Here is a 19,626-nt window from a genome sequence, read left to right as displayed (position 1 = left end):
GCATGCATGCATAATACATGGGGTCAGGCTTGCAGTATTGCACCACTAAGCCTGGGCCACATCCACCCACTTTGCTTCGGTAAGCTCTGCCAATTCATCAACTTTTATTTTTACCGCAGCATTTGTTGCCCCCGCCGCCGGAAAAACATGCTCATAGGCCCGGAGGGATTGATCCAAGTAAATGGGTAACGGCTGCTTTAGACCAAAGGGACAAACCCCGCCAACCGGATGCCCTGTTACTGCTAACACTTCATCAATCTCCGGCATTTTGGCTTTGGCTTGGAAAGCATCCTTAAATTTCCGGTTATCCAACCGCTTGTCCCCAGCCATCAGCACCATCATAAAATCGTCCCTAATCTTGAAAAGTAATGACTTGGCAATCTCACCCGGGGTTACCCCTAAAGAAGCCGCAGCCTTGGCCACGGTACTGGTATCCTCAAAGGTGAGTATTTCCACGCCTCCTCCTCTCTGCTGAAAAAACTCCACCACAGCTTGTACAGACATAGTCACTTCAACTCCCGTTTTATTCCTTTAAACTACTATACTAGCAAGGTCTAACTGCGTCAATTTTTGCCGGAATTTACTGGCCTTCTTTTAAAAAAACCAGAAAGGGGTCCGGCCTGCCGTGCTGCGAGCCTGACCCCAAATGCCTTCGGTTAATCCCTTTGTACCTTTACATAAAAGGTCCGCCTCCTAGGGCCATCAAACTCACAGAAATAAATCCCTTGCCATGTCCCCAACAGGAGCTGTCCATCTGCCACCGGAATTGTTTGGGAGGCCCCCAGGGTACTTGCCTTTAAGTGGGCAGCCGAATTCCCTTCGGCGTGACGGTATTGAGGATGCTCCCAAGGGTAGACCTCAGCCAATCGCAGCAACAGATCCCTTACTACATCCGGATCGGCATTTTCGTTAATGGTGATACCAGCTGTCGTATGGGGACAGTAGACCGTCACAACCCCATCCCTAATCTTTTCTTGCTGGATCACTGCTTTAACTTGATTGGTAATATCAATCATTTGGTCACGACTGACGGATTGCGTATGAATTTTATGAAGCATAAAAACATCCCCCTTACGCCACTATTTACCAGGCCGTTTACCAGTTAAAGGCTTTTATATTTCTGTACACTATAATAAGGACTTAATTAAAACAGGGAAAAAATAAGATTAAAAATAATTCTGCCCTACTTTTCCCGTAAATCGATTTGAAACAAATAATTAATCGGATCTAATGATACGATACCGATGGATCGAATCGAAACATCAATGGGGCGAAAAATCTTTAGGATTTGCTCAAGTACACTTGGTATGTGCTCCGTAGGAGTTTCCAGCGAGAGCGTGCAGTGGGGATACCAAGACTGAGGCTTATAATAATCCCACCCTTGCTCTTCAAACTCCTTAAACAACTGGTGAAAATGCCGGTGTATTTGAAATAAACGATCTGTTAGGTTCGGTGTTAAAAAAATAGCCCCTTTATTATGAGGAAAAATACCAATCTGAAGCAGCTTTAAATCAAAGGAATAAACACTGCTACTAAGGGTCTCCAATCGCTTTTTGGCTACTTCCAAATCGAGATCATCATAGATAGCCAATGTAATGTGGGGTCTGCCGTTGGCGCAAGTGAGACACTTGCCCTTTTCCAACCTTTCCAAACTCCTCCAAATACTCGTTATATAAGTCTCCGCTTCCTTATTAAAGTATAGATTTATGGCGTATGTCATTCATTACCTCCGGTTGATCATTGCTTTCTCTTTAATTTCTTGAAAGGACTATGCTTTCTCCTTCTAGGTATAAAAAAATACGCCCACACTTACGATATTTTAACCGTTACGGTGGTACGGCTCATCCTATTAAAGATAGCGGTGAATTTATTAATATAGTAGCATCCGCTCCATCTGGGAAATGGCTGCGGACCCCATCACATCCATAATTTGTCTTTACAAACAATTGATCTATGAATTACAATTTACATAGCATAAATACTTGGCTAGGGGTGCCGAACGGCTGAGAGGAGATAACTCCAACCCTCGAACCTGATGTGGCTAATACCACCGTAGGGAAGCTTACCGTTTTCAGTTGAGAAGCTTACTTTCGGTAAGCTTCTTTTTTGAGCTTTGCCCGCACAAGCTTAGTTAAGCCCCTACTATTCTGATAGGAAGGGGAAAACGAATGATTTATACTACCCAAATGGATGCTGCTAAAAAAGGAGGGGATTTCCCTGTTAGCAGAAAAATTTGATGTTTTCTTATTTGATTTGGATGGCGTTATCTATATCGGCGGTAAACTGCTCCCCGGTGTAAAGGAAACCCTGGTACAACTGCGCAAGCTAAATAAACGTATCTATTTCTTAACCAATGACCCGATCCCCACACGACAGCAATTCGTCGAACGATTACAAAGTCTTGGTCTAGAAGCTCACTTGGACGAGGTAATTTCCAGCGGTTGGACCACAGCCAAAAATCTCAGCTTAATGAATATACGTTCTGTCTATGTATTGGGAAGTGAAGGTCTAAAAACGGAGATCCGGCAGTTTGGAATAGAGCTGGTGGAAAATGGTCCCTGCCAAGCTGTGGTTGTGGGGCATGATGATCAACTTTCCTTCGGTCATATAAGCCAAGCCATTCGGTTGATTAACCTGGGTGCCAACTTTATTGCCACCAACGTCGACGCAACCTTTCCCGGCCCCGAAGGCCCTTGCCCAGGAACCGGTGCCATCGTTCGTGCCATTCAGACCTCCTCTGGTAAACGTCCGCTCGTCATTGGGAAGCCCTATCCCCCAATGTTTCGCACAGTCCTTGATCATCTAGATCCCAAGCTAGGGGTGGCCATGGTAGGGGACAATCCCTATACCGATATCCTAGGGGCTCACCAGCAGGGAATCACGGCGATTTTCTGCTCGGACAAGGCCATCGCTTTCCCTTCCCCTAAGGATTTCCGCCTTCCGGATGCCAGAATCTCAAACCTCAGAGGAATTTTTAACCCTACAATAACGGCTCGTCCCTGGGACAAGCCCACCTATGCCTGGCCAGAAACCGTTGAACCTGCTGTGGCAGCCGTGATTTTTGACGAGACTGACAGGATTCTTTTAATTAAAAGAATGGACTTTAATGTGTGGGGCTTGCCCATCGGACACATCGAACCCGGCGAGACCGTGCAGGAAGCTATTATCCGGGAAGTCAACGAAGAAACCGGCCTACAGGTAACAGTGAGCCGGTTCATCGGAGTTTACTCAGACCCACGGTTCCTCGTGGTGTCTCATCCTTCGGGTAAGGTAAGTCATTACATTACATCCTGTATGGAATGCAAGATCGTTGGGGGGCATTTGAGAGCAGACGGTGTGGAGACTGCGGAGGTTGCCTTCTTTAAGCTGGATAACCTACCGACCAACTGCCTATCCCTACACGGTGAATGGCTAAGGGATTTACTGGGTCGGAACAACACCGTGGCGATAAGATAATGTGGTCCCTATTATGATAGAGGGGTAGAAATTCAACTGTTAAAAACAAAAGGACCGAACAGTTCGATTTTCACTGCTGCCGGTCTTTTTGTAACAAATCATGCTAATTCTTTACCTCTCCTTTAAGGTATTGTTCTTATTTAAGGGGAAACACAATTTTTGTTAAAAGTTCGCTTTCGGGCACATCCATCGGAGAATTATAGTAAAACTCGTAAGCCACTCCCGTGGGTGTATAACCATTTTCATCGATCCACTGCATCATTGCGTTATAAACTGGCTCCGTTTGATCGTATGGGCCCTTATAAAGACAGGATACCCTCTTCCCTGCCGGGATTTCATTTGGCTTAATTTCACCTTGCCCTGCAAGGGGTTTTGCAACCGGGAAGCCCATCTCCACATCAAGATCTTGCATATCCATGTTGTAATACCCTGCAAAGGGCGCGTCTAACGGTTTCTCCCCTACTTCGGACAAATATTGAAAGATCGCCTGATATGCTTTGCCTAACTCCTGTGGCAGGTTCCCAACAGCAGTCCTTGTACGCATAGAAAGTACCGGTTGGGCCGGTTGCTCCGTTAATTCAAATTTGTAATTCATAAAATTGCCCCCTTTAGCTTTTTGTAGATTATACCATTGGGAACATGACAACTGTATGTCATGTTTCGGTTGTATATTTTTTATAAATTTCTTTCGATGTTTCTGCAAGAATCGTTCGAATGCGGGGCGGGCTGACAACCTCCACGCCGGTCCCAAAGCTTAAAAGAAACCCATACAGCCAATTGTTTTCAGGGAGCAAGACATTAACCATCATCCTGCCGTCCTCATGCATCCGAGTATCTTCACCGAACCACTCCTCGACAATGCTTTCCATCTCTTTCTCAAAAACCAACTCCAGGGATACCAAATTTTCTGGTTTTTGCCATTCACTTTCCCAGGGAAACTGCTCCAGGGATATTTCCCTCGATTTATAGGCGGTTTCCAAAACAACCAGTTCTTTTATCCTTGCCAGCTTAAAAAGCCGAAAGTCCCGTCTTAGTTGACACCACGCATAGAGGTACAATTTTTGTCCTTTTAAAACCAGCGAATAGGGTTCTACTCGGCGGCTTGTCCTCTTCCCTGTTGAATCTGTATAGATAAACTCAATCTCTCGCAAGCTTTCTATGGCCTTGCGTACAGCTACTACTTTTTCTTTAAGGAGACTGTTTCCTCCCCAGGGGGACAAGTCAATTACAAGCTGGTTTACCTTTGTATTGAGCATCTCAAGCTGGGTTGGGGATAACGTATTCTTGAACTTCTCTAATAAAACTTGATGCTTGTGATCCGGTATGGTTTCGGCTACTCCTTTTAACGTCGTTATAATTGCAGCCATTTCGTCTTCAGTCAGTATACTCCTGTCTAAACGGTAGCCTTCTGCTATTCCTATCCCGCCGTTCACTCCCTGATAGGTCACAATCGGTATCCCTGCCAGGTTTATTGCATCTATATCCCGAAGAATTGTCCTCACGGAAACTTCAAACATTTCAGCAAGTTCTTTTGCCTGAACACGTTCCCTTCTAAGTAGTATGACTAAAATAGAAATCAGTCTGTCGATTTTCAATCAATCACACCCTTTTAACTAACCGATTACTAGGTACCAAGCCTTGATCCGTATCCGGTTTTTGATGTTTTTTTATTTTGTCATCGGCTATCAAAAGACGGATGCCTGCCCAAGGTGTTTTGTTATCATTCATCTGCTCATAGTTTTCAGCTTCGATATCCTGCTTTATTATATCGATAGCTTCTTTAATATCCCCCGCCTTCAGGATAACAACTTCTTTATCCTCCCTGACTCTAAGTTGGAACGGCTGATCATTTTTTCGATATCCGAATGCATCCACGCTGAAAACCCCGTAACGGTGCTTTTTATATTCTTTCGATTCATAAATGGATTTCAAAATACTTGTTGTAGTTATCATAATCAATCGTATAACTCCTAGTTAGCTGACTATCCTCTTCTAAATGATATACTAAAACCATCTCTCTTACTGATTTTTTATCACTTTATTTTGTGCTCTATCAGCGGGCTTTGCATTATAGATGGAAGCCAGACTCCTTTACTTTTGCTTGCTTTTTCATCTAATTCATCGTGGGGTCAGGCTTACCGCATTGTATTTTTATTTTACAATCCTGCAAGCCTGACCCCTTCTAGTTCTTCTGGTTAAAGTATCTCTACATACCCCTCCGTTCCATTTACCCGAATGATCTGTCCATCTTTAATTAATTTAGTGGCGTTTTCCACACTTACCACCGCTGGGAGTCCATATTCCCTAGCAATTACAGCCCCATGGGTCATTAGACCGCCCACTTCCGTTACCAAGCCTTTAACTGATACAAATAGCGGCGTCCAACTGGGATCGGTAAATGCCGTGACCAAAATATCGCCCTCGTTTATAGTTGCGTCCGCCATCTTTAAAACCACCCGTGCACGGCCTTCGACGATACCGGCTGAGACAGGCATGCCGGGCAAAGCACCCGGAGGAATATTGCCAATGGTGTATTGACCGGATATGATCTCACCATCAGATGTCATTACCCGGGGCGGTGTCATTTTCTCATATGCCTGGTAATCCTCTTTTCTCTTAGTAATGATGCTATAATCCAGTAAATTCGTACGAACCACCTCTCGGAGTTCATCAAAATATAGATAATAGATGTCCTCCTTCTCCCGGATGATTCCCTTTTGCACAAGTACAGCGGCCTCTTTTAGCAAGGCTTGTTTATAAATGAAGTAACGTTGAATAAAGGCATATTTAGGATATTCCCGATAACCAATAAAATTCCGTAATAGACGGATCATCTTCTTTGTCTTTTTGGCTTTACTTTTACCCCCGGGCAATTTTTCCAAGTGATTCATAAGCTCGCGTTTCTTCTGCTCTGCTTCCTGCAGCCCTTGCTGAAATTTAAGGCCACTGGCATGGGGGTCAAAGTTTTTTATATTGCCTAGAATCATGGGAATAAGTGCTGTGGGTTGTTCGCTCCAACGGGTTCTGGTGATATCAATTTCACCGGAACAACGCATGCCATACTTTTTTAGATAGGCCTGGATGGATTTGCTGACAGCATCCCCGCCAGGAATCATGGCCAAGTCCTCAAAAAAGGTCTTATCATCGGCATGATGAAAATATTCAATTACCGCTGGAAACGGACGGACAACATCCGATACATCTAACAGGGCAAGCCCCATTTCCGATGTGATGTTGTTGGCTACTGATTGGGAAAGTGTGTCTGCTGCACTCTTTTTGCCCAGCCACTTCTCCATTTTCTTGTTAAGCCAATCTGCCGCATATACACCAACAAGAATAATACCCATACTGTGAGGGCTATACATGATTTCTTTTAGTTCCTTATGGTCCTCTAAAATGAATGCAAATAGCTCATCGCCACTTAGGTTGGCAATCCTCTGCTGTAGATTTCTGATTGATGCCTCATTGTTCGAAATAAGCTTTTGAACAATCGTGGCATCATTTTTAAAGTAAATCCTCAGGGCCTCAACAGGAAGTGCCCAGGATAGCTGCTCTGTACCCAGCCTAAAGGCTCTTTTACCTTTCGGTAGCGATTGCATAAATGCCTTTCGCTTCGTTAACCTCGAGAGCGCGTTATTCATCAATGGGTCACTCTTGTTCATGGTACGGAGCAGTATCTTTCGTCCAATGGGCGAGGCCAAGTCGTGTGTTAGGTCCATAAATAGCCTGCCGCCGGCTTTGTAGAATGGAAAATCCGATGATAAAATCTGAAAGAAGGACATACCCAATGGTTTGATGGCATCTGTCATCATTTGCCCATGGCCTATGGATAGATACACATGGTTCCTTCCATCGTTAACTTGCGGTATCGGGTATAAGGTAGTGATGGGACGGCTCTGAACGATAAAAAAGTCATCTTTCAAAAGACACCATTCAATGTCTTGGGGACAGCCAAAATAGGCCTCGATCTTTCTACCCATAAGCTCCAGTTGTAAAATTTGCCGGTCTGTCAATGTCGGCTTATTTTGCTGTTCGGGCTCAATCTCCCGTTCCGCCGTGCCACCTTCTCTTAAGGCATAACTGGCCAATTTCTTGGTGGAGATCTTCTTATCAATGATGGTGCCGCCCCTCACCTTATAGATATCAGCATTTACCCGGCCAGAGACCAAGGCTTCACCCAGACCAAAGCTGGCATCAATGGACAGCACCTTCCGATTGGCGGTGACAGGATCGGCCGTAAACATAATCCCGGATGCTTGGGGAAAAACCATTCGTTGGATAACCACGGACAGATAGACCTTACGATGGTCAAACCCGTTCTGCATACGGTATATCACCGCTCTGTCTGTAAACAGGGAAGCCCAGCATTTGCTAATATGCTGCAGGATAGCATCCTTTCCGATAACGTTCAAATACGTATCCTGCTGACCCGCAAAGGAAGCCGACGGCAGATCCTCAGCGGTAGCACTGGAACGCACGGCATAGGTATTTTCCTCACCAAACTTTGAAAGATAGCGAAGGGTTACTCCCGCGATGTCCTTTGGGATCCCTCTCCCTTCGATATACCTACGTATTTTTCCACTGATATCCCCGATTCTTTCCCTGTCATCCACCTTTAAATAGGATAGTTGATTCAGCAATTTATTAAACTCCCCATTATGACCGATAATTCTTTGATATGCCTCGGTGGTGACACAAAAACCTTCCGGCACCCGTATTCCCTCAATCCTTGAAAGTTCACCCAAGTTTAAGCCTTTGCCACCGACAAGCGGGAGCTTTGTTTTGTCAATTTCCTGGAACTCAAGTACATATGAATTCATACAGGCAGGCCTCCCTATCTCAATCATCATCGGGGTCAGGCTGGCAGGATTTATCACAGTTTAGGCCAATACTGCCAGCCTGGCCCCGATGTTGCTTTGTTGCACTGTTATTCGAGCATGTGCTGCGTGATACAATGGCTGCGCCACCATCAGATTAACCCGAATGTATGGGTCCAAAGCTTTCATAATCTCCATGGCCACAGGATAAATCGGCCGGTCGGTGTTGTATATTTCGGGGGGCCACTGCAGCCAGATGGCCTGCTGCTGATCAAATTCACCAGGAAAGGTGTAAGACTTAGAGGCAGCCTGAGGACTGGGTTGAACGCTTTCAGGTTCTTTATTGGCCCGATGGTTTAAGTTACAGCCGTCAATTATCACCAATAGGCAAGTCAAACTTAGCAGAACAATTACGTAGTGTCTTTTCAGTTAAACCTATCTTTGGTTTTTTAGTTAATATAACCATCGGTAATATAATTATTATTCTTGGAAGGAAGTTCTTTGATTCCGATTATAAAAGGATTTTGATAGGGTTTAATGGACAATGGGTCTGGTTCAATTTTTGTACCATGTTACTTTGATAAATCATTTGAGCCACCATTTTATATTACTTGCCAGTTAACCCCCGCTTCCTCATCAATTCTATATCCAATTTCACTGTTTCTTAAATCATAACTTCTTTTTACCATCTGTTGCCAAGAGATGCTTTCAGAAAACAGTGTCAATTGGTTTCTATTCGGAAAGTATCTCTCTACGAGTCTTTTCTCCATACTTTCTTGAGATTCATAGGAACCATCTGATCGTATATTCTTCACATCATATCCTAATTTATAAAACTCCCTCGCCACCATGATATTTCGATGACAAGTACTTGGATCTTTCTCTGCACACATGAACACAAAAGTGTAATTCGATTTCGTACCTGCTTCAATTTTGCGAATACCCTCTAAAAAGTTATTTGATTGGGTATACAAATTAAAATCTAAATAGCCATTCTTATAATATTTTTTGTCTTCTTGTCGTGCTCCAAATTCCTTCCTATAGTTTCTATAAATCATTCCTGTTGAGCTCAATAATTTTTCTAGGTTTTTTTGATTGTACTCTTCATAGAATTTCGAAATTGGGTTACTTCTTACATCAATCAAGCTGTTTATTTTATATTCTTTAAGAACTCTAATAAATTCATTTATCTTGAAACCCGCATAGCCAATTGTAAAAACCTCTTTCATCTAATCACCACCAGAGACTAATTAGAAATTTTTTTACGATACTATACACTAATAAAAATACTTTTTGTAGGCCGAATATGATTGGCGTCTTCCATATTTGGTATCAGGCCCTTGGACTCCTTTGCTCATTTTTTGCCTAATTTAGAAATACTGGGGCTAATTTTTTAGATTTTTTAATTATCCAATATCTCCACAAACCTTTTTGAAGCTGGAGAAAGGGATATATTCTTTGAGAAACAAAGCCCGATACTCCTTTTGGGTATTTCCTCCACCGTTTTAACCTGGTATAAACCCCCGTTTTTTAAATATTCCTGTGAAAACTCTTTAATTACGCAAGCAATACCTAAGTTTATTTTTGCAAATTCTAATAATAGGTCATGGGAGCCAAGCTCAATTTCTGAGGTGATTTCAATATCCTTTGATAAAATATATTTTTCAACATACTGTCTTGAATTTGACTTAGCATCAAGTAATATTAATGGTAATTTTGATAATTCTTCAAAACTTAAAGGTGTAGAAAGTATATTCTTGTATTTATCACCACAAACAAAAATATCTTGCACATCCATACATCTTTTTATTTCTAAAGAAGAGTCTTCAATGGGAAAATTACAGATGGCAATATCAATTGTCCCTGACTTTAACATCGCACAAAGTTCTAAAATTGTTCTGTTCACAATTCTTAGCTTAATATTGGGGCATTCATTGTGAAATTTATCTAAGTAAGGTAGTAAAAAATATCGAAATATAGCATCCTCTACCCCTATTTTTAAATCTCCCAACATTATGTTTTTAGATTCTAATAATTTTTCTTCGCCTGCATTAATTAAATTCATAGCAGAATTTGCATACTCAAAAAGGAGTTTCCCTTCATTCGTAAGAATTACTCCCTTCGATGTTCTTGTAAAAAGCCTTACCTCAAGCTCCCCTTCCAGCTGCATAATTGCTTGACTTACAGCCGGCTGCGTCATATGTAGTGCTTTTGCCCCTTTAGAAAAGCTTTCACATTTAGCGACTTCACAAAAAACTTTATATAAATCTAATTTACTGATCACATAAGCTCTCCTTATATCACCCATTATATATATTTATTTTACTTATATCATAAAGATATTGTATAGTACAAGTATAAGTGTTAAACACGCACTTATCTAAAATTGAAAAGAAATAAGGAGATATAAAATGGAAAGAATGGTCGGAACTGTCATTAGAGGCCTGCGTGCCCCGATTATCAATAAGGGGGACGATATTACAGAAATAGTTGTCAACACTGTATTAAAGGCTTCAGAAACAGAAGGCTATTCCATTAATGATAAGGATATTGTTACTGTAACAGAATCCGTTGTAGCCCGTGCTCAAGGAAATTATGCAACTATTGATAATATTGCAAAGGATATCCGTTTAAAGTTTGGCAAGGATACGATCGGAGTAATCTTTCCTATTTTAAGCCGTAACCGCTTTTCTATTTGCCTTCGCGGTATTGCAAAAGGGGCTAAGAAAATTGTTTTAATGCTTAGCTATCCCTCGGATGAGGTAGGCAATCACTTGGTAGATATCGATATGCTTGACGAAAAAGGTGTTAACCCTTGGACAGATGTTTTAACTGAGGCAGAATTCCGTGGCTATTTCGGATATGAAAAACATATTTTTACTGGTATTGATTATATTGATTATTATAAATCTATAATTGAAGAGTATGGTATTGAATGTGAGATTATCTTCTCAAACACCGCAAAAACCATTTTAAGTTATACAAAAAATGTTCTGACTTGTGATATTCACTCAAGATTTAGAACTAAAAAAATATTAAAAGCAAGTGGCGGAGATAAAATTTATAGCCTCGATGATATTTTATCAACTTCTATTGATGGCAGTGGTTATAATGAAGCCTATGGCCTTTTAGGTTCAAATAAAGCAACCGAAGAAAGTGTTAAGCTTTTCCCACGTAATTGTCAATCTGTTGTGGATAGTATACAAGCTATGCTTAAAGAAAAGACAGGTAAAGCTGTAGAAGTTATGATTTATGGCGATGGCGCCTTTAAAGATCCTGTGGGCAAGATTTGGGAACTGGCTGATCCTGTGGTGTCGCCCGCTTATACAGCAGGACTTAAAGGTACACCTAACGAAGTTAAATTAAAATATCTTGCCGATAATAATTTTGCTGATTTAAAAGGGGAAGAACTTAAAAAAGCTATTTCAGAATATATTATCAATAAAGAATCAAACCTGGTAGGTGCTATGGAAGCACAAGGCACTACCCCACGACAACTTACGGATCTTATTGGGTCACTTTCCGACTTAACCTCAGGCAGCGGAGATAAAGGTACCCCTATCATCTATATCCAAGGCTATTTTGATAATTATACAAAATAATGAAACCACCCGCGTGGTTTCCTACGGGATCATCCCTCATGGGAAATAATATAGGTAAAGTAACGCCGTAGTATTTGCTGCGGCGTTCTCTGCTCTTTCAGACAAAAAGCGGATTAAACCTGAATCAGCTTATCCGTGGACATGGAATCGATCACCTTGGGGCCGGAGGGTAAGTTGAAAACCGGATGATTGCAGCGATTCATCGTAAAAACGAGTAAAGCCGTCAACGGTAAGTTTGAACAGTTGTTGGGGCTGTACATCGAACAGAGATACCATCCATCCAGCGCCGACAAATCCAGTGGCAACGGCAAAAATTCCTGTTGGGCTCATTAATTTTTCTAGGTTTTTTTGATTGTACTCTTCATAGCTAGTCAAGTCCCTCTTCGTTTCAAGGATGCCATTGATATTTAGCTAAATCGATCGTCCCATTTAAACCGACTTCAATCCCTTCGTTCTTTAGAATCCGCTCTTGCTCATTATAGGACTCTTTATTTTGCAGGGCGATCTTTCCCTTTGCATTAATGACCCGCTGCCAAGGCAGGTTGTGCCTTCTGCTCATAGAATGAAGTATACGGACGACTTGGCGGGCGGACTGGGGGCTTCCTGCAAAGCCTGCAATCTGCCCATAAGTCATGACTCTGCCTCTGGGTATGCTTCGTATAATGTCAATTACTCTCTCGGTAAAAGGTGTCATTCTAAATATCCTTTCTATACATAAGTTTTATTTTAGAATGCTCTATTAACTAAAGTATAAGAGGCTAGCCAAAACACGGCTAGCCTCAAAACTTATCTTTTAATATAAATTTATAGAAGGGCCTATAAATTTCACAATTTTACATATTATTACCATAATTTTTTTAAATTCTAGTTCTACAATGAAAAACATGAGGTGGATTTCTGCCTGGAGTAGGGGTAACCTTTGTGGTTATCCTTTTATTCATTGGACGGAATTTAGATCCAGCCAAAACAATTAAAGGAGCTGTAACTCATGAAAAAAAGATTCCTTACATTCGTACTGACGGTAGCTATGATAACAGTAATCGGCCTAGCGGCGGAAGCAGGAACAACTACAAAGCAAATCACCATTACCGATCAGGATACCCAGATCTACGTAAATAATAATGTCATCCGTTTACAAGAAAATGAAGAACCTATTCTTTACAACGGCAGAACCTTTGTTCCTATTCGGTTGGTTTCGGAGGCCCTCAACCAGACTGTTCAGTGGGACGGAGCAAATAAGGCAGTGAAAATAACAGGCAATACGGGGACATCAACCGACGCATTAACTCAAAAGGATTTAGAAATTCAGAATCTAAAACTGCAAATAGAAAATTTAAATAATACCATAGCAACTCTTGAGTCTTCTGCCGATGATGATGATAAAATAAGTGATTTAGAGGATGATTTAGCGTCCGATTATGATTACCTAGAAGATGTAAGGATTGATGCTATTCGTCTAGCTGGCGATGAAGATGATATCGATGTTACGATTGAAGTTAATCTGGATGACTATGCTGATGATTGGAGCGACCTGGACGACAACGACATTGAGGACTATCTGGAGGATCTGGTTGACAGTATTCAAAATAAATTATCGGGTGATACTGAAGTTGAAGGAGAAATTATCGATAACGACAGCAATGATGTTTTGGTTAAATTCAACAAGTATGGGGACGACAGCCTTGATGTGACGTTTAAAGACGATGATTATCGGGATAGCAGCTCAGATTCAGATATAGAGACGATTGAGGACGATCTCGAGGGAAATAATTTTGATGTAGGTGACCTAACCTTTACAATTACCAATGTTTCCTTTGACGACGATGATGAATCTGTTACCGCAACCCTTGAGGCGGATGATGACGATGCAGCCTCAGAGTGGGATGATTTAAGCAACAGTACCATCGAAAGTGATATAACAGATATTTGCGAGTATCTTGCTGATGCCTTTGAAGACGATGCAGATGTCAGCGTTGATACCGTTACCGTTTACTTCTACGATGAAGACCAAGATTCAATCGATACCTTTACCTATTATGTGGCTGATAATGACTTGGTTTAGAAGGAATGCTCACATGCCATTTTACCGTACACGGTTGATGCAAGTGCCCTTTTGAGGTGGTAAGTAATGACCATCCCTCTTGGGCCGTGCGGGAAAAACTCAAATTTTTGGAGTTGCGTTAGGTTGCTTGGCAATTGCAATCTATCTTGGATGTCGTACGCTTCGTTCTCACATATTAATCAAGCTATAAAATCAGATTACCACCTTTGTCTTGCAGGTGGTAATCTGATTTTTACTTTTATAAAAAATTTCTCCGTCACTTATGATACGGTTCGTTATGTATAATCTTAAACCAACGGTATATCTGTTCCATTAGCAACAGCCTCACCAGTTGATGGGGGAAGGTGAGGTTGGATAAGGAGAGGAGAAGGTTCGCCCTTTGGGTTAAGGAGGGGGCTAGGCCGATGGAGCCGCCGATGATGAAGGTCAGGTCGCTTTTACCGGAAATGGCCAGGGTTTGGATTTTGTTGGCCATTTCTTCGGATGAGAGCATTTTACCTTTTAGATCTAAAACAATTAAAAAGGTATCTGGTCTGAGCTTTTTTAATAGTTTGTCCGCCTCCTTCTGGCGAATCCTTTCTTCCAGAGCTGGAGAGGCGTTTTCTGGGCAGGGTTCGTCTGGTACTTCGGTTAGATCGACTTTGGCGTAGGGGGTCATTCGCTTGGTGTATTCTTTAATCCCTTCCACCAAGTATTTTTCTTTTAGTTTGCCAACACAAAGAATTGTTATTTTCATGCCAATTCCATTTCCCGGTTGTCTTTATCGATAAATCCCACTTCTACCTGGCAGCCAAAGAACCGCTGCAGCAGTTCTGCCAGCTCATCTCTGGCGGCGATTACATTTTGATCGTTTTGACCTTTAAATCCATCAATGGGAAAAAATATGTTTTTACTTTCTTCCGTTACTTTGCCTTGTTCACTCTGCCGCCAAATCCATCTGCGGGTTTTTACTTTGTCACCCACTGAATAAATCAGTTCTCCTTGCTCCAGATACTCCTGCTCTGATTGGCCAAAGGGAATAAATTGATCTCCCTGATGGGAAAACCGTACACAAATATCCCCGGTTGCACTGTCCATGTCATGGGCCCCCAGGGGGACAAGGTATTTCAAGGATATGGCATTGCCAAGATCAACCACGGGATTTATTTCGGGAAAGCCCTTCTTTTTTGCTATGCGAGAAGCCATGGCTTCGATGGAACTCATAAATTTATTGGGATTCATCTCAAGTTTGGTAAAAGCCTCCCTATAGGGTATGATTTCCTTGGCTTCTTTTACTTTAGCAGCCCCAAATTTATCTTCGATAGCTTTAATACTGGCTTCTAACAGGCTGCTAATCTCGGTATTTTCAACCTCGTTATTAATGCCCCTGGCAACGACAACAGCAAAACAAACGCTTTCCATTTTCTCAAAAACATCTTTGGAAACAATGAATTTCATTTTACCCTTCCTTCCGCCCTCAATTTATAGCCTATGTTAATTTAATATTCCTTATTTTGCAAGCTTGTCTGATAACTCGTTCAAATACTAACGGTTCACTTTGGAAAAAATGGATAGGTATTAAAAATAGAGCAACAATATAACGTAATCCTTTGCTTATTAAACATAAAAGGGCTGATATTATTTGGACTTTAATCTGCAAGAAATGATATTTGGTTTTATTGGTGGCCTGGGAATCTTTTTGTTTGGTATAAAATATATGGGGGATGGTCTTCAGGCGGCGGCAGGGGATCGGTTAAGGGACATTTTAGACCGTTTCACAACAAACCCCTTGATGGGTGTATTTGCCGGGATGTTTATTACCATACTGATTCAATCCAGCTCAGGCACCACCGTACTCACAGTGGCATTGGTTAGTGCGGGATTCATGAAGCTTAGGCAAGCCATCGGCGTAATTATGGGAGCCAATATCGGCACCACCGTCACCGCCTTTATTATCGGGATTGATCTTGGTGAATATGCCCTGCCAATTATTGCCTTGGGTGCTTTTTTGTTATTCTTCTTCAAAGGTAAAGCCATTCATTCCTTTGGCCAATTTTTCTTTGGCTTTGGGGCATTATTCTATGGCTTAGAGCTAATGAGTGAAGGAATGAAGCCCCTTCGTTCTTTGGAGCAATTTCAACAACTCATGCTGATGTTAAGTGATAACCCCTTTTTAGGTGTGTTGGTGGGTACTCTTTTTACAGTTATTGTTCAAAGTTCCAGCGCCACCATCGGTATCCTACAGCAGCTTTATTCACAGGGAGCAATAAATTTAAACGCCTCTTTACCCATCCTATTTGGTGATAATATTGGTACGACAATTACCGCTATCCTGGCCTCCCTGGGAGCTTCAGTATCTGCTAGAAGGGTAGCCTTTAGCCATGTACTGTTCAATGTTATTGGTACAGCCATTTTTTTAACTATTTTAGGATTATATACAGGATTGATCGGTTATTTGCAGACCGCACTGGGTTTAAATCCGGAAATGACCATTGCCTTTGCCCACGGCATTTTCAATGTATCGAATACCATTCTCCAGTTTCCCTTTATCGCCGCACTTGCCTGGGCTGTAACAAAAATAATTCCCGGCGAAGACGTTTATGTGGATTCCAGCACCAAATTTTTAAATCCAACCTTTATTGAACATTCCCCTTCAATTGCTTTGGGGCAAGCAAAGAAAGAGATTCAGCGCATGGCTGAATACGCCAAGGATGCCGTCTCTGAGGCCATTCACTTTTTAAATACCAAGGAAAAGAAACATGCAACCCTGGCCCTGGAATATGAAAAAGCCATTAATCACTTTGATAAGGTGATTACGGAATATTTGGTGGAACTTTCAACCAGGCCTTTAAGCCCCCTTGAATCGGAAGAACATAATCGGCTGATGAATACAATTCGAGATATTGAACGTGTGGGAGATCATGCGGAAAATATTATTGAGTTGCTTGAATTCCGGGTGGAAAAGAAAGTTAACCTCTCCGAAGATGCAAAGACTGAACTAAATGAAATGTTTCAATTAACAGTTGAAACCTTCCAAACTGCCCTTGATTCCCTCTTTGGTAACAACAAAGAACTGGCCAGAACGGTGTTAGTAAAGGAAAAGCAAATTGATCAGATGGAGCGCGAGCTGCGCCAGGCACATATTGTTCGCCTGAATGAAAGGGTCTGTACGGGGGATGCAGGGGTCTTCTTTGTTGACATTGCCAGTAATCTCGAACGAATCGGTGATCATGCAGTAAATATAGCCGAAGCGGTTTTGGGTGAGCAAATTTAGTATGGAATAATAAAGACTGCTGGCAATTATCGACAGCAGTCTTTACTGTTTCTGTTTTGCTGTTACAGCCCTTTATTAACCAACATCAAAGCTAAATCTAAGACACGGTTGGAGTAACCCCACTCATTGTCATACCAAGAAACAACTTTCACCATATTTCCCTCGATAACCATCGTTGACAGACCATCAATAATAGAGGAGTTGGGGTTACCGTTAAAATCCTTGGATACCAGAGGCAGGGAACTGAAAGCTAGAATACCCTGCAAAGGTCCCTCCGCGGCTTCCTTAAAGGCGGCGTTAACCTCTTCCGCAGTGGTGGAGACAGCTAATTCAGCCACCAAATCAACCACTGATACGTTTGCGGTGGGCACACGCATAGCAAAACCATTTAACTTTCCCTTCAGATCTGGCAGAACCAGCGCCACCGCTTTAGCTGCTCCGGTGGTTGTGGGAATGATAGACTGGCCGGCTGCCCGGGCACGGCGTAAATCTTTGTGGGGCAGATCTAAAATTCGTTGGTCATTGGTGTAGGAGTGTACCGTGGTCATCAAACCTTTAACAATACCAAACTTCTCGTGCAGTATTTTGGCAAAGGGAGCCAAGCAGTTGGTGGTGCAAGAGGCATTCGAAAGTATATGATGCTGCGCCGGGTCATAGGCCTGATCATTAACCCCCATGACAATGGTGGCATCCACTTCCTTGGCTGGTGCAGAAATAATAACTTTTTTAGCTCCTGCCTGGATATGTTTGGCAGCATCCGGGCCAGTTGTAAAGCGTCCGGTAGACTCAATCACGATCTCTACCCCTAATTCAGCCCAGGGAAGTTTGGCTGGGTCGGTTTCTGCACATACCTTTATTTCCTTGTTATTAACGATGATGCTGTTTTCGGTACAAGCAACCTCTGCCTCAAACTCACCGTGTATAGAATCATATTTTAATAAATGGGCCAGGGTTTGTGGATAAGTAAGGTCGTTGATTGCTACAATTTCAAGGGGCGACCCCTGCTGTAGCAAACCCCTTTTAAACATAGCCCGGAATGCATTTCTACCGATTCTCCCAAACCCGTTAATGGCAATTTTTGTCATTAACAACACCTCCAAATATTATCATTTTAGTCAACTGACTAGTTTGACTCTCCCGCTAATGAACCCATCATGACCCTCGGTAAAAACGATGAAACTAAAACGGGGCCATGAGCTAAAACCCTTTTCATTTATATCTGAGCTGTCAATACCTTAACCCCCATGTTTTCTAGTTCCTGATGTATTTCCTGGGGCAGCCCTGAATCGGTAACAATTGTATCTACCTTATTCCAGTGGGTAAAGGTATGGTGGTACACCTTGCCAAACTTTTCACTGTGAGCCAAAAGTATCACTTCATCTGCTGTGCTTAACATGGCTTTCTTTACGTCTAATTCCAATAGATTGTCCGTGGATAACCCCCGCTCAATACTGACCCCAGTGGCGGCCAGAAATAATTTTTTTGCGTTAAATCCCTCCAGACAAACCCTTGTCATCGGACCCACTAAAGCATTGGTTGAGCCTCGAACTAATCCGCCGGCAACCAATACATTGATTTCTTCATTAAGCGATAAAACATTGGCAATGGGCAGTGAATTTGTAAACACCACACAGGACTTGTTTAATGATTGTGCCATGGCCAAGGTAGTTGTCCCGGCATCAAGAATGATCGCTTCACCCTCAGTAACCATATCCGCCGCTAACCGACCGATGGAGGTTTTTTCACGCTCAGCTTCACCCAACCTGGTTATAAAGCGGGCATCGTGAGAAATTTGGGGATATCGGGCCCTACCGTGTTCACGCTGTACCAGGCCTAAATTGGCAAGGGCTTTTAAATCCCGCCGAATGGTCATTTCCGACACACCGAAATGCTGAGCTAATTCAGTAACTGTAAGGTTTCCATGCTCCTGAAGTAAAAAGCGAATCTTTTCTTGCCGCTCCGTACTCAAGTTTTTTCCCCCTGTTAGCTTTGATTTACCATAACCACCTATCGGGCAACAGTAAATTTTGAATTTAAAGGTTCATTTGAACATTATATTCTGCCCACATTAACATATTCCTGCTGAAAATTATGTTTACATGAACATTTTTAAGGCTTGTTTCTTTTATCATTCTCTTTATTCGGCACTTTTAATTCAAAAAAGCAAATCCGTGTAAGTGGGCAAACGAACACCGATCTGCTTAATCTTTTCGCACTGCTTCTATCCTATGGAGGTGCACATTCTAGTTATGCCTAATTTCTTTTAGAGAACTTGTGTCATACCCCTGTCGATTAAACCTTTTTGACCATCCACAGTTATCCGTTCCCCGGTCTTACATAACGACAATGCCCGGGTCAGCCCTACCATGGTGGGAATATTAAATTTAGTCCCGCTACATTCATGCCTAGATCATCGCTTTAAGGGTCTCTATATTT

20 protein-coding genes and 1 riboswitch are annotated in these 19,626 nt (G+C 42.2%); of the genes, 4 read left to right on the top strand and 16 right to left on the bottom strand.

The features are described from left to right. Positions 1–45: 45 nt before the first annotated feature. The 3 genes from V6C11_RS12485 to V6C11_RS12475 form a co-directional block, all read right to left on the bottom strand. The gene (locus tag V6C11_RS12485) at positions 46–504 is read right to left on the bottom strand and encodes a YbaK/EbsC family protein (RefSeq protein ID WP_333531500.1); all 459 of its coding nucleotides are present in this window, start codon (positions 502–504) and stop codon (positions 46–48) included. Between the two features lie 152 nt (positions 505–656). Continuing rightward, entirely contained in the window at positions 657–1,058 is a 402-nt protein-coding gene (locus V6C11_RS12480) for a secondary thiamine-phosphate synthase enzyme YjbQ (protein ID WP_333531499.1), read from the bottom strand. A gap of 125 nt (positions 1,059–1,183) precedes the next feature. After that, on the bottom strand, positions 1,184–1,720 hold the full coding sequence (locus V6C11_RS12475) for a 2'-5' RNA ligase family protein (RefSeq protein WP_333531498.1): 537 nt from the start codon (positions 1,718–1,720) through the stop codon (positions 1,184–1,186). A 258-nt stretch (positions 1,721–1,978) separates the two neighbouring features. After that, positions 1,979–2,076, top strand: a riboswitch (TPP riboswitch). A 114-nt stretch (positions 2,077–2,190) separates the two neighbouring features. Between V6C11_RS12475 and V6C11_RS12470 the strand changes: the two genes are divergently transcribed. Further along, on the top strand, positions 2,191–3,456 hold the full coding sequence (locus tag V6C11_RS12470) for an HAD-IIA family hydrolase (RefSeq protein ID WP_333531497.1): 1,266 nt from the start codon (positions 2,191–2,193) through the stop codon (positions 3,454–3,456). A gap of 136 nt (positions 3,457–3,592) precedes the next feature. On the opposite strand, the gene V6C11_RS12465 is transcribed toward V6C11_RS12470, so the two are convergent. The 7 genes from V6C11_RS12465 to V6C11_RS12435 form a co-directional block, all read right to left on the bottom strand. Next, entirely contained in the window at positions 3,593–4,051 is a 459-nt protein-coding gene (locus V6C11_RS12465; RefSeq protein ID WP_333531496.1) for a GyrI-like domain-containing protein, read from the bottom strand. Positions 4,052–4,109: 58 nt separating this feature from the next. Then, the gene (locus tag V6C11_RS12460) at positions 4,110–5,051 is read right to left on the bottom strand and encodes a helix-turn-helix transcriptional regulator (protein WP_333531494.1); all 942 of its coding nucleotides are present in this window, start codon (positions 5,049–5,051) and stop codon (positions 4,110–4,112) included. A 4-nt stretch (positions 5,052–5,055) separates the two neighbouring features. Next, the gene (locus V6C11_RS12455; protein ID WP_333531493.1) at positions 5,056–5,415 is read right to left on the bottom strand and encodes a hypothetical protein; all 360 of its coding nucleotides are present in this window, start codon (positions 5,413–5,415) and stop codon (positions 5,056–5,058) included. A gap of 236 nt (positions 5,416–5,651) precedes the next feature. After that, positions 5,652–8,276, bottom strand: coding sequence for a phosphoenolpyruvate synthase (gene ppsA, locus V6C11_RS12450; RefSeq protein WP_333531492.1), 2,625 nt, complete (start codon positions 8,274–8,276; stop codon positions 5,652–5,654). A 60-nt stretch (positions 8,277–8,336) separates the two neighbouring features. Next, the gene (locus V6C11_RS12445) at positions 8,337–8,657 is read right to left on the bottom strand and encodes a hypothetical protein (protein WP_333531491.1); all 321 of its coding nucleotides are present in this window, start codon (positions 8,655–8,657) and stop codon (positions 8,337–8,339) included. A gap of 218 nt (positions 8,658–8,875) precedes the next feature. Continuing rightward, complete coding sequence (locus V6C11_RS12440; RefSeq protein WP_333531490.1) at positions 8,876–9,502, bottom strand: DUF488 domain-containing protein; 627 nt, start codon at positions 9,500–9,502, stop codon at positions 8,876–8,878. Between the two features lie 173 nt (positions 9,503–9,675). Continuing rightward, on the bottom strand, positions 9,676–10,557 hold the full coding sequence (locus V6C11_RS12435) for a LysR family transcriptional regulator (protein ID WP_333531489.1): 882 nt from the start codon (positions 10,555–10,557) through the stop codon (positions 9,676–9,678). A 127-nt stretch (positions 10,558–10,684) separates the two neighbouring features. On the opposite strand from V6C11_RS12435, the gene V6C11_RS12430 reads away from it, so the two are divergent. Continuing rightward, positions 10,685–11,875: a coenzyme F420-0:L-glutamate ligase gene (locus tag V6C11_RS12430; protein ID WP_333531488.1), complete on the top strand. Its 1,191-nt coding sequence runs from the start codon at positions 10,685–10,687 to the stop codon at positions 11,873–11,875. 129 nt (positions 11,876–12,004) lie between these two features. Here V6C11_RS12430 and V6C11_RS12425 read toward each other — a convergent pair whose 3' ends face one another. Both V6C11_RS12425 and V6C11_RS12420 read right to left on the bottom strand, forming a co-directional pair. Further along, complete coding sequence (locus V6C11_RS12425) at positions 12,005–12,250, bottom strand: hypothetical protein (protein ID WP_333531486.1); 246 nt, start codon at positions 12,248–12,250, stop codon at positions 12,005–12,007. Between the two features lie 13 nt (positions 12,251–12,263). Further along, the gene (locus V6C11_RS12420) at positions 12,264–12,569 is read right to left on the bottom strand and encodes an MGMT family protein (protein ID WP_333531485.1); all 306 of its coding nucleotides are present in this window, start codon (positions 12,567–12,569) and stop codon (positions 12,264–12,266) included. A 294-nt stretch (positions 12,570–12,863) separates the two neighbouring features. On the opposite strand from V6C11_RS12420, the gene V6C11_RS12415 reads away from it, so the two are divergent. After that, on the top strand, positions 12,864–13,937 hold the full coding sequence (locus tag V6C11_RS12415; protein WP_333531484.1) for a copper amine oxidase N-terminal domain-containing protein: 1,074 nt from the start codon (positions 12,864–12,866) through the stop codon (positions 13,935–13,937). A gap of 256 nt (positions 13,938–14,193) precedes the next feature. On the opposite strand, the gene rlmH is transcribed toward V6C11_RS12415, so the two are convergent. Continuing rightward, positions 14,194–14,673 carry a 23S rRNA (pseudouridine(1915)-N(3))-methyltransferase RlmH gene (gene rlmH / locus V6C11_RS12410; protein WP_333531483.1) on the bottom strand — a complete coding sequence of 160 codons (480 nt, stop codon included), beginning with the start codon at positions 14,671–14,673 and terminating at the stop codon, positions 14,194–14,196. After that, the gene (locus V6C11_RS12405; RefSeq protein ID WP_333531482.1) at positions 14,670–15,374 is read right to left on the bottom strand and encodes a B3/B4 domain-containing protein; all 705 of its coding nucleotides are present in this window, start codon (positions 15,372–15,374) and stop codon (positions 14,670–14,672) included. Before V6C11_RS12405 ends, rlmH begins: the two co-directional genes overlap by 4 nt. A gap of 184 nt (positions 15,375–15,558) precedes the next feature. On the opposite strand from V6C11_RS12405, the gene V6C11_RS12400 reads away from it, so the two are divergent. Then, positions 15,559–17,190 (top strand): Na/Pi cotransporter family protein, encoded by a 1,632-nt coding sequence (locus V6C11_RS12400; RefSeq protein WP_333531481.1) that lies wholly within the window; start codon positions 15,559–15,561, stop codon positions 17,188–17,190. A gap of 62 nt (positions 17,191–17,252) precedes the next feature. Here the strand turns inward: V6C11_RS12400 and gap are convergent, their stop codons facing one another. Together gap and V6C11_RS12390 are read right to left on the bottom strand one after the other, a co-directional pair. Then, positions 17,253–18,275 (bottom strand): type I glyceraldehyde-3-phosphate dehydrogenase, encoded by a 1,023-nt coding sequence (gene gap, locus V6C11_RS12395; RefSeq protein WP_333531480.1) that lies wholly within the window; start codon positions 18,273–18,275, stop codon positions 17,253–17,255. Between the two features lie 128 nt (positions 18,276–18,403). Continuing rightward, positions 18,404–19,159 (bottom strand): DeoR/GlpR family DNA-binding transcription regulator, encoded by a 756-nt coding sequence (locus tag V6C11_RS12390; RefSeq protein WP_333531479.1) that lies wholly within the window; start codon positions 19,157–19,159, stop codon positions 18,404–18,406. Positions 19,160–19,626: the final 467 nt, after the last annotated feature.

It is taken from the genome of Desulfotomaculum sp. 1211_IL3151 (assembly GCF_036763075.1).
Taxonomy (GTDB): domain Bacteria; phylum Bacillota; class Desulfotomaculia; order Desulfotomaculales; family Desulfotomaculaceae; genus Desulfotomaculum.
The sequence above is the reverse complement of the archived record's forward strand: the minus strand, read 5'-3'. Positions and strand labels throughout refer to the sequence as shown.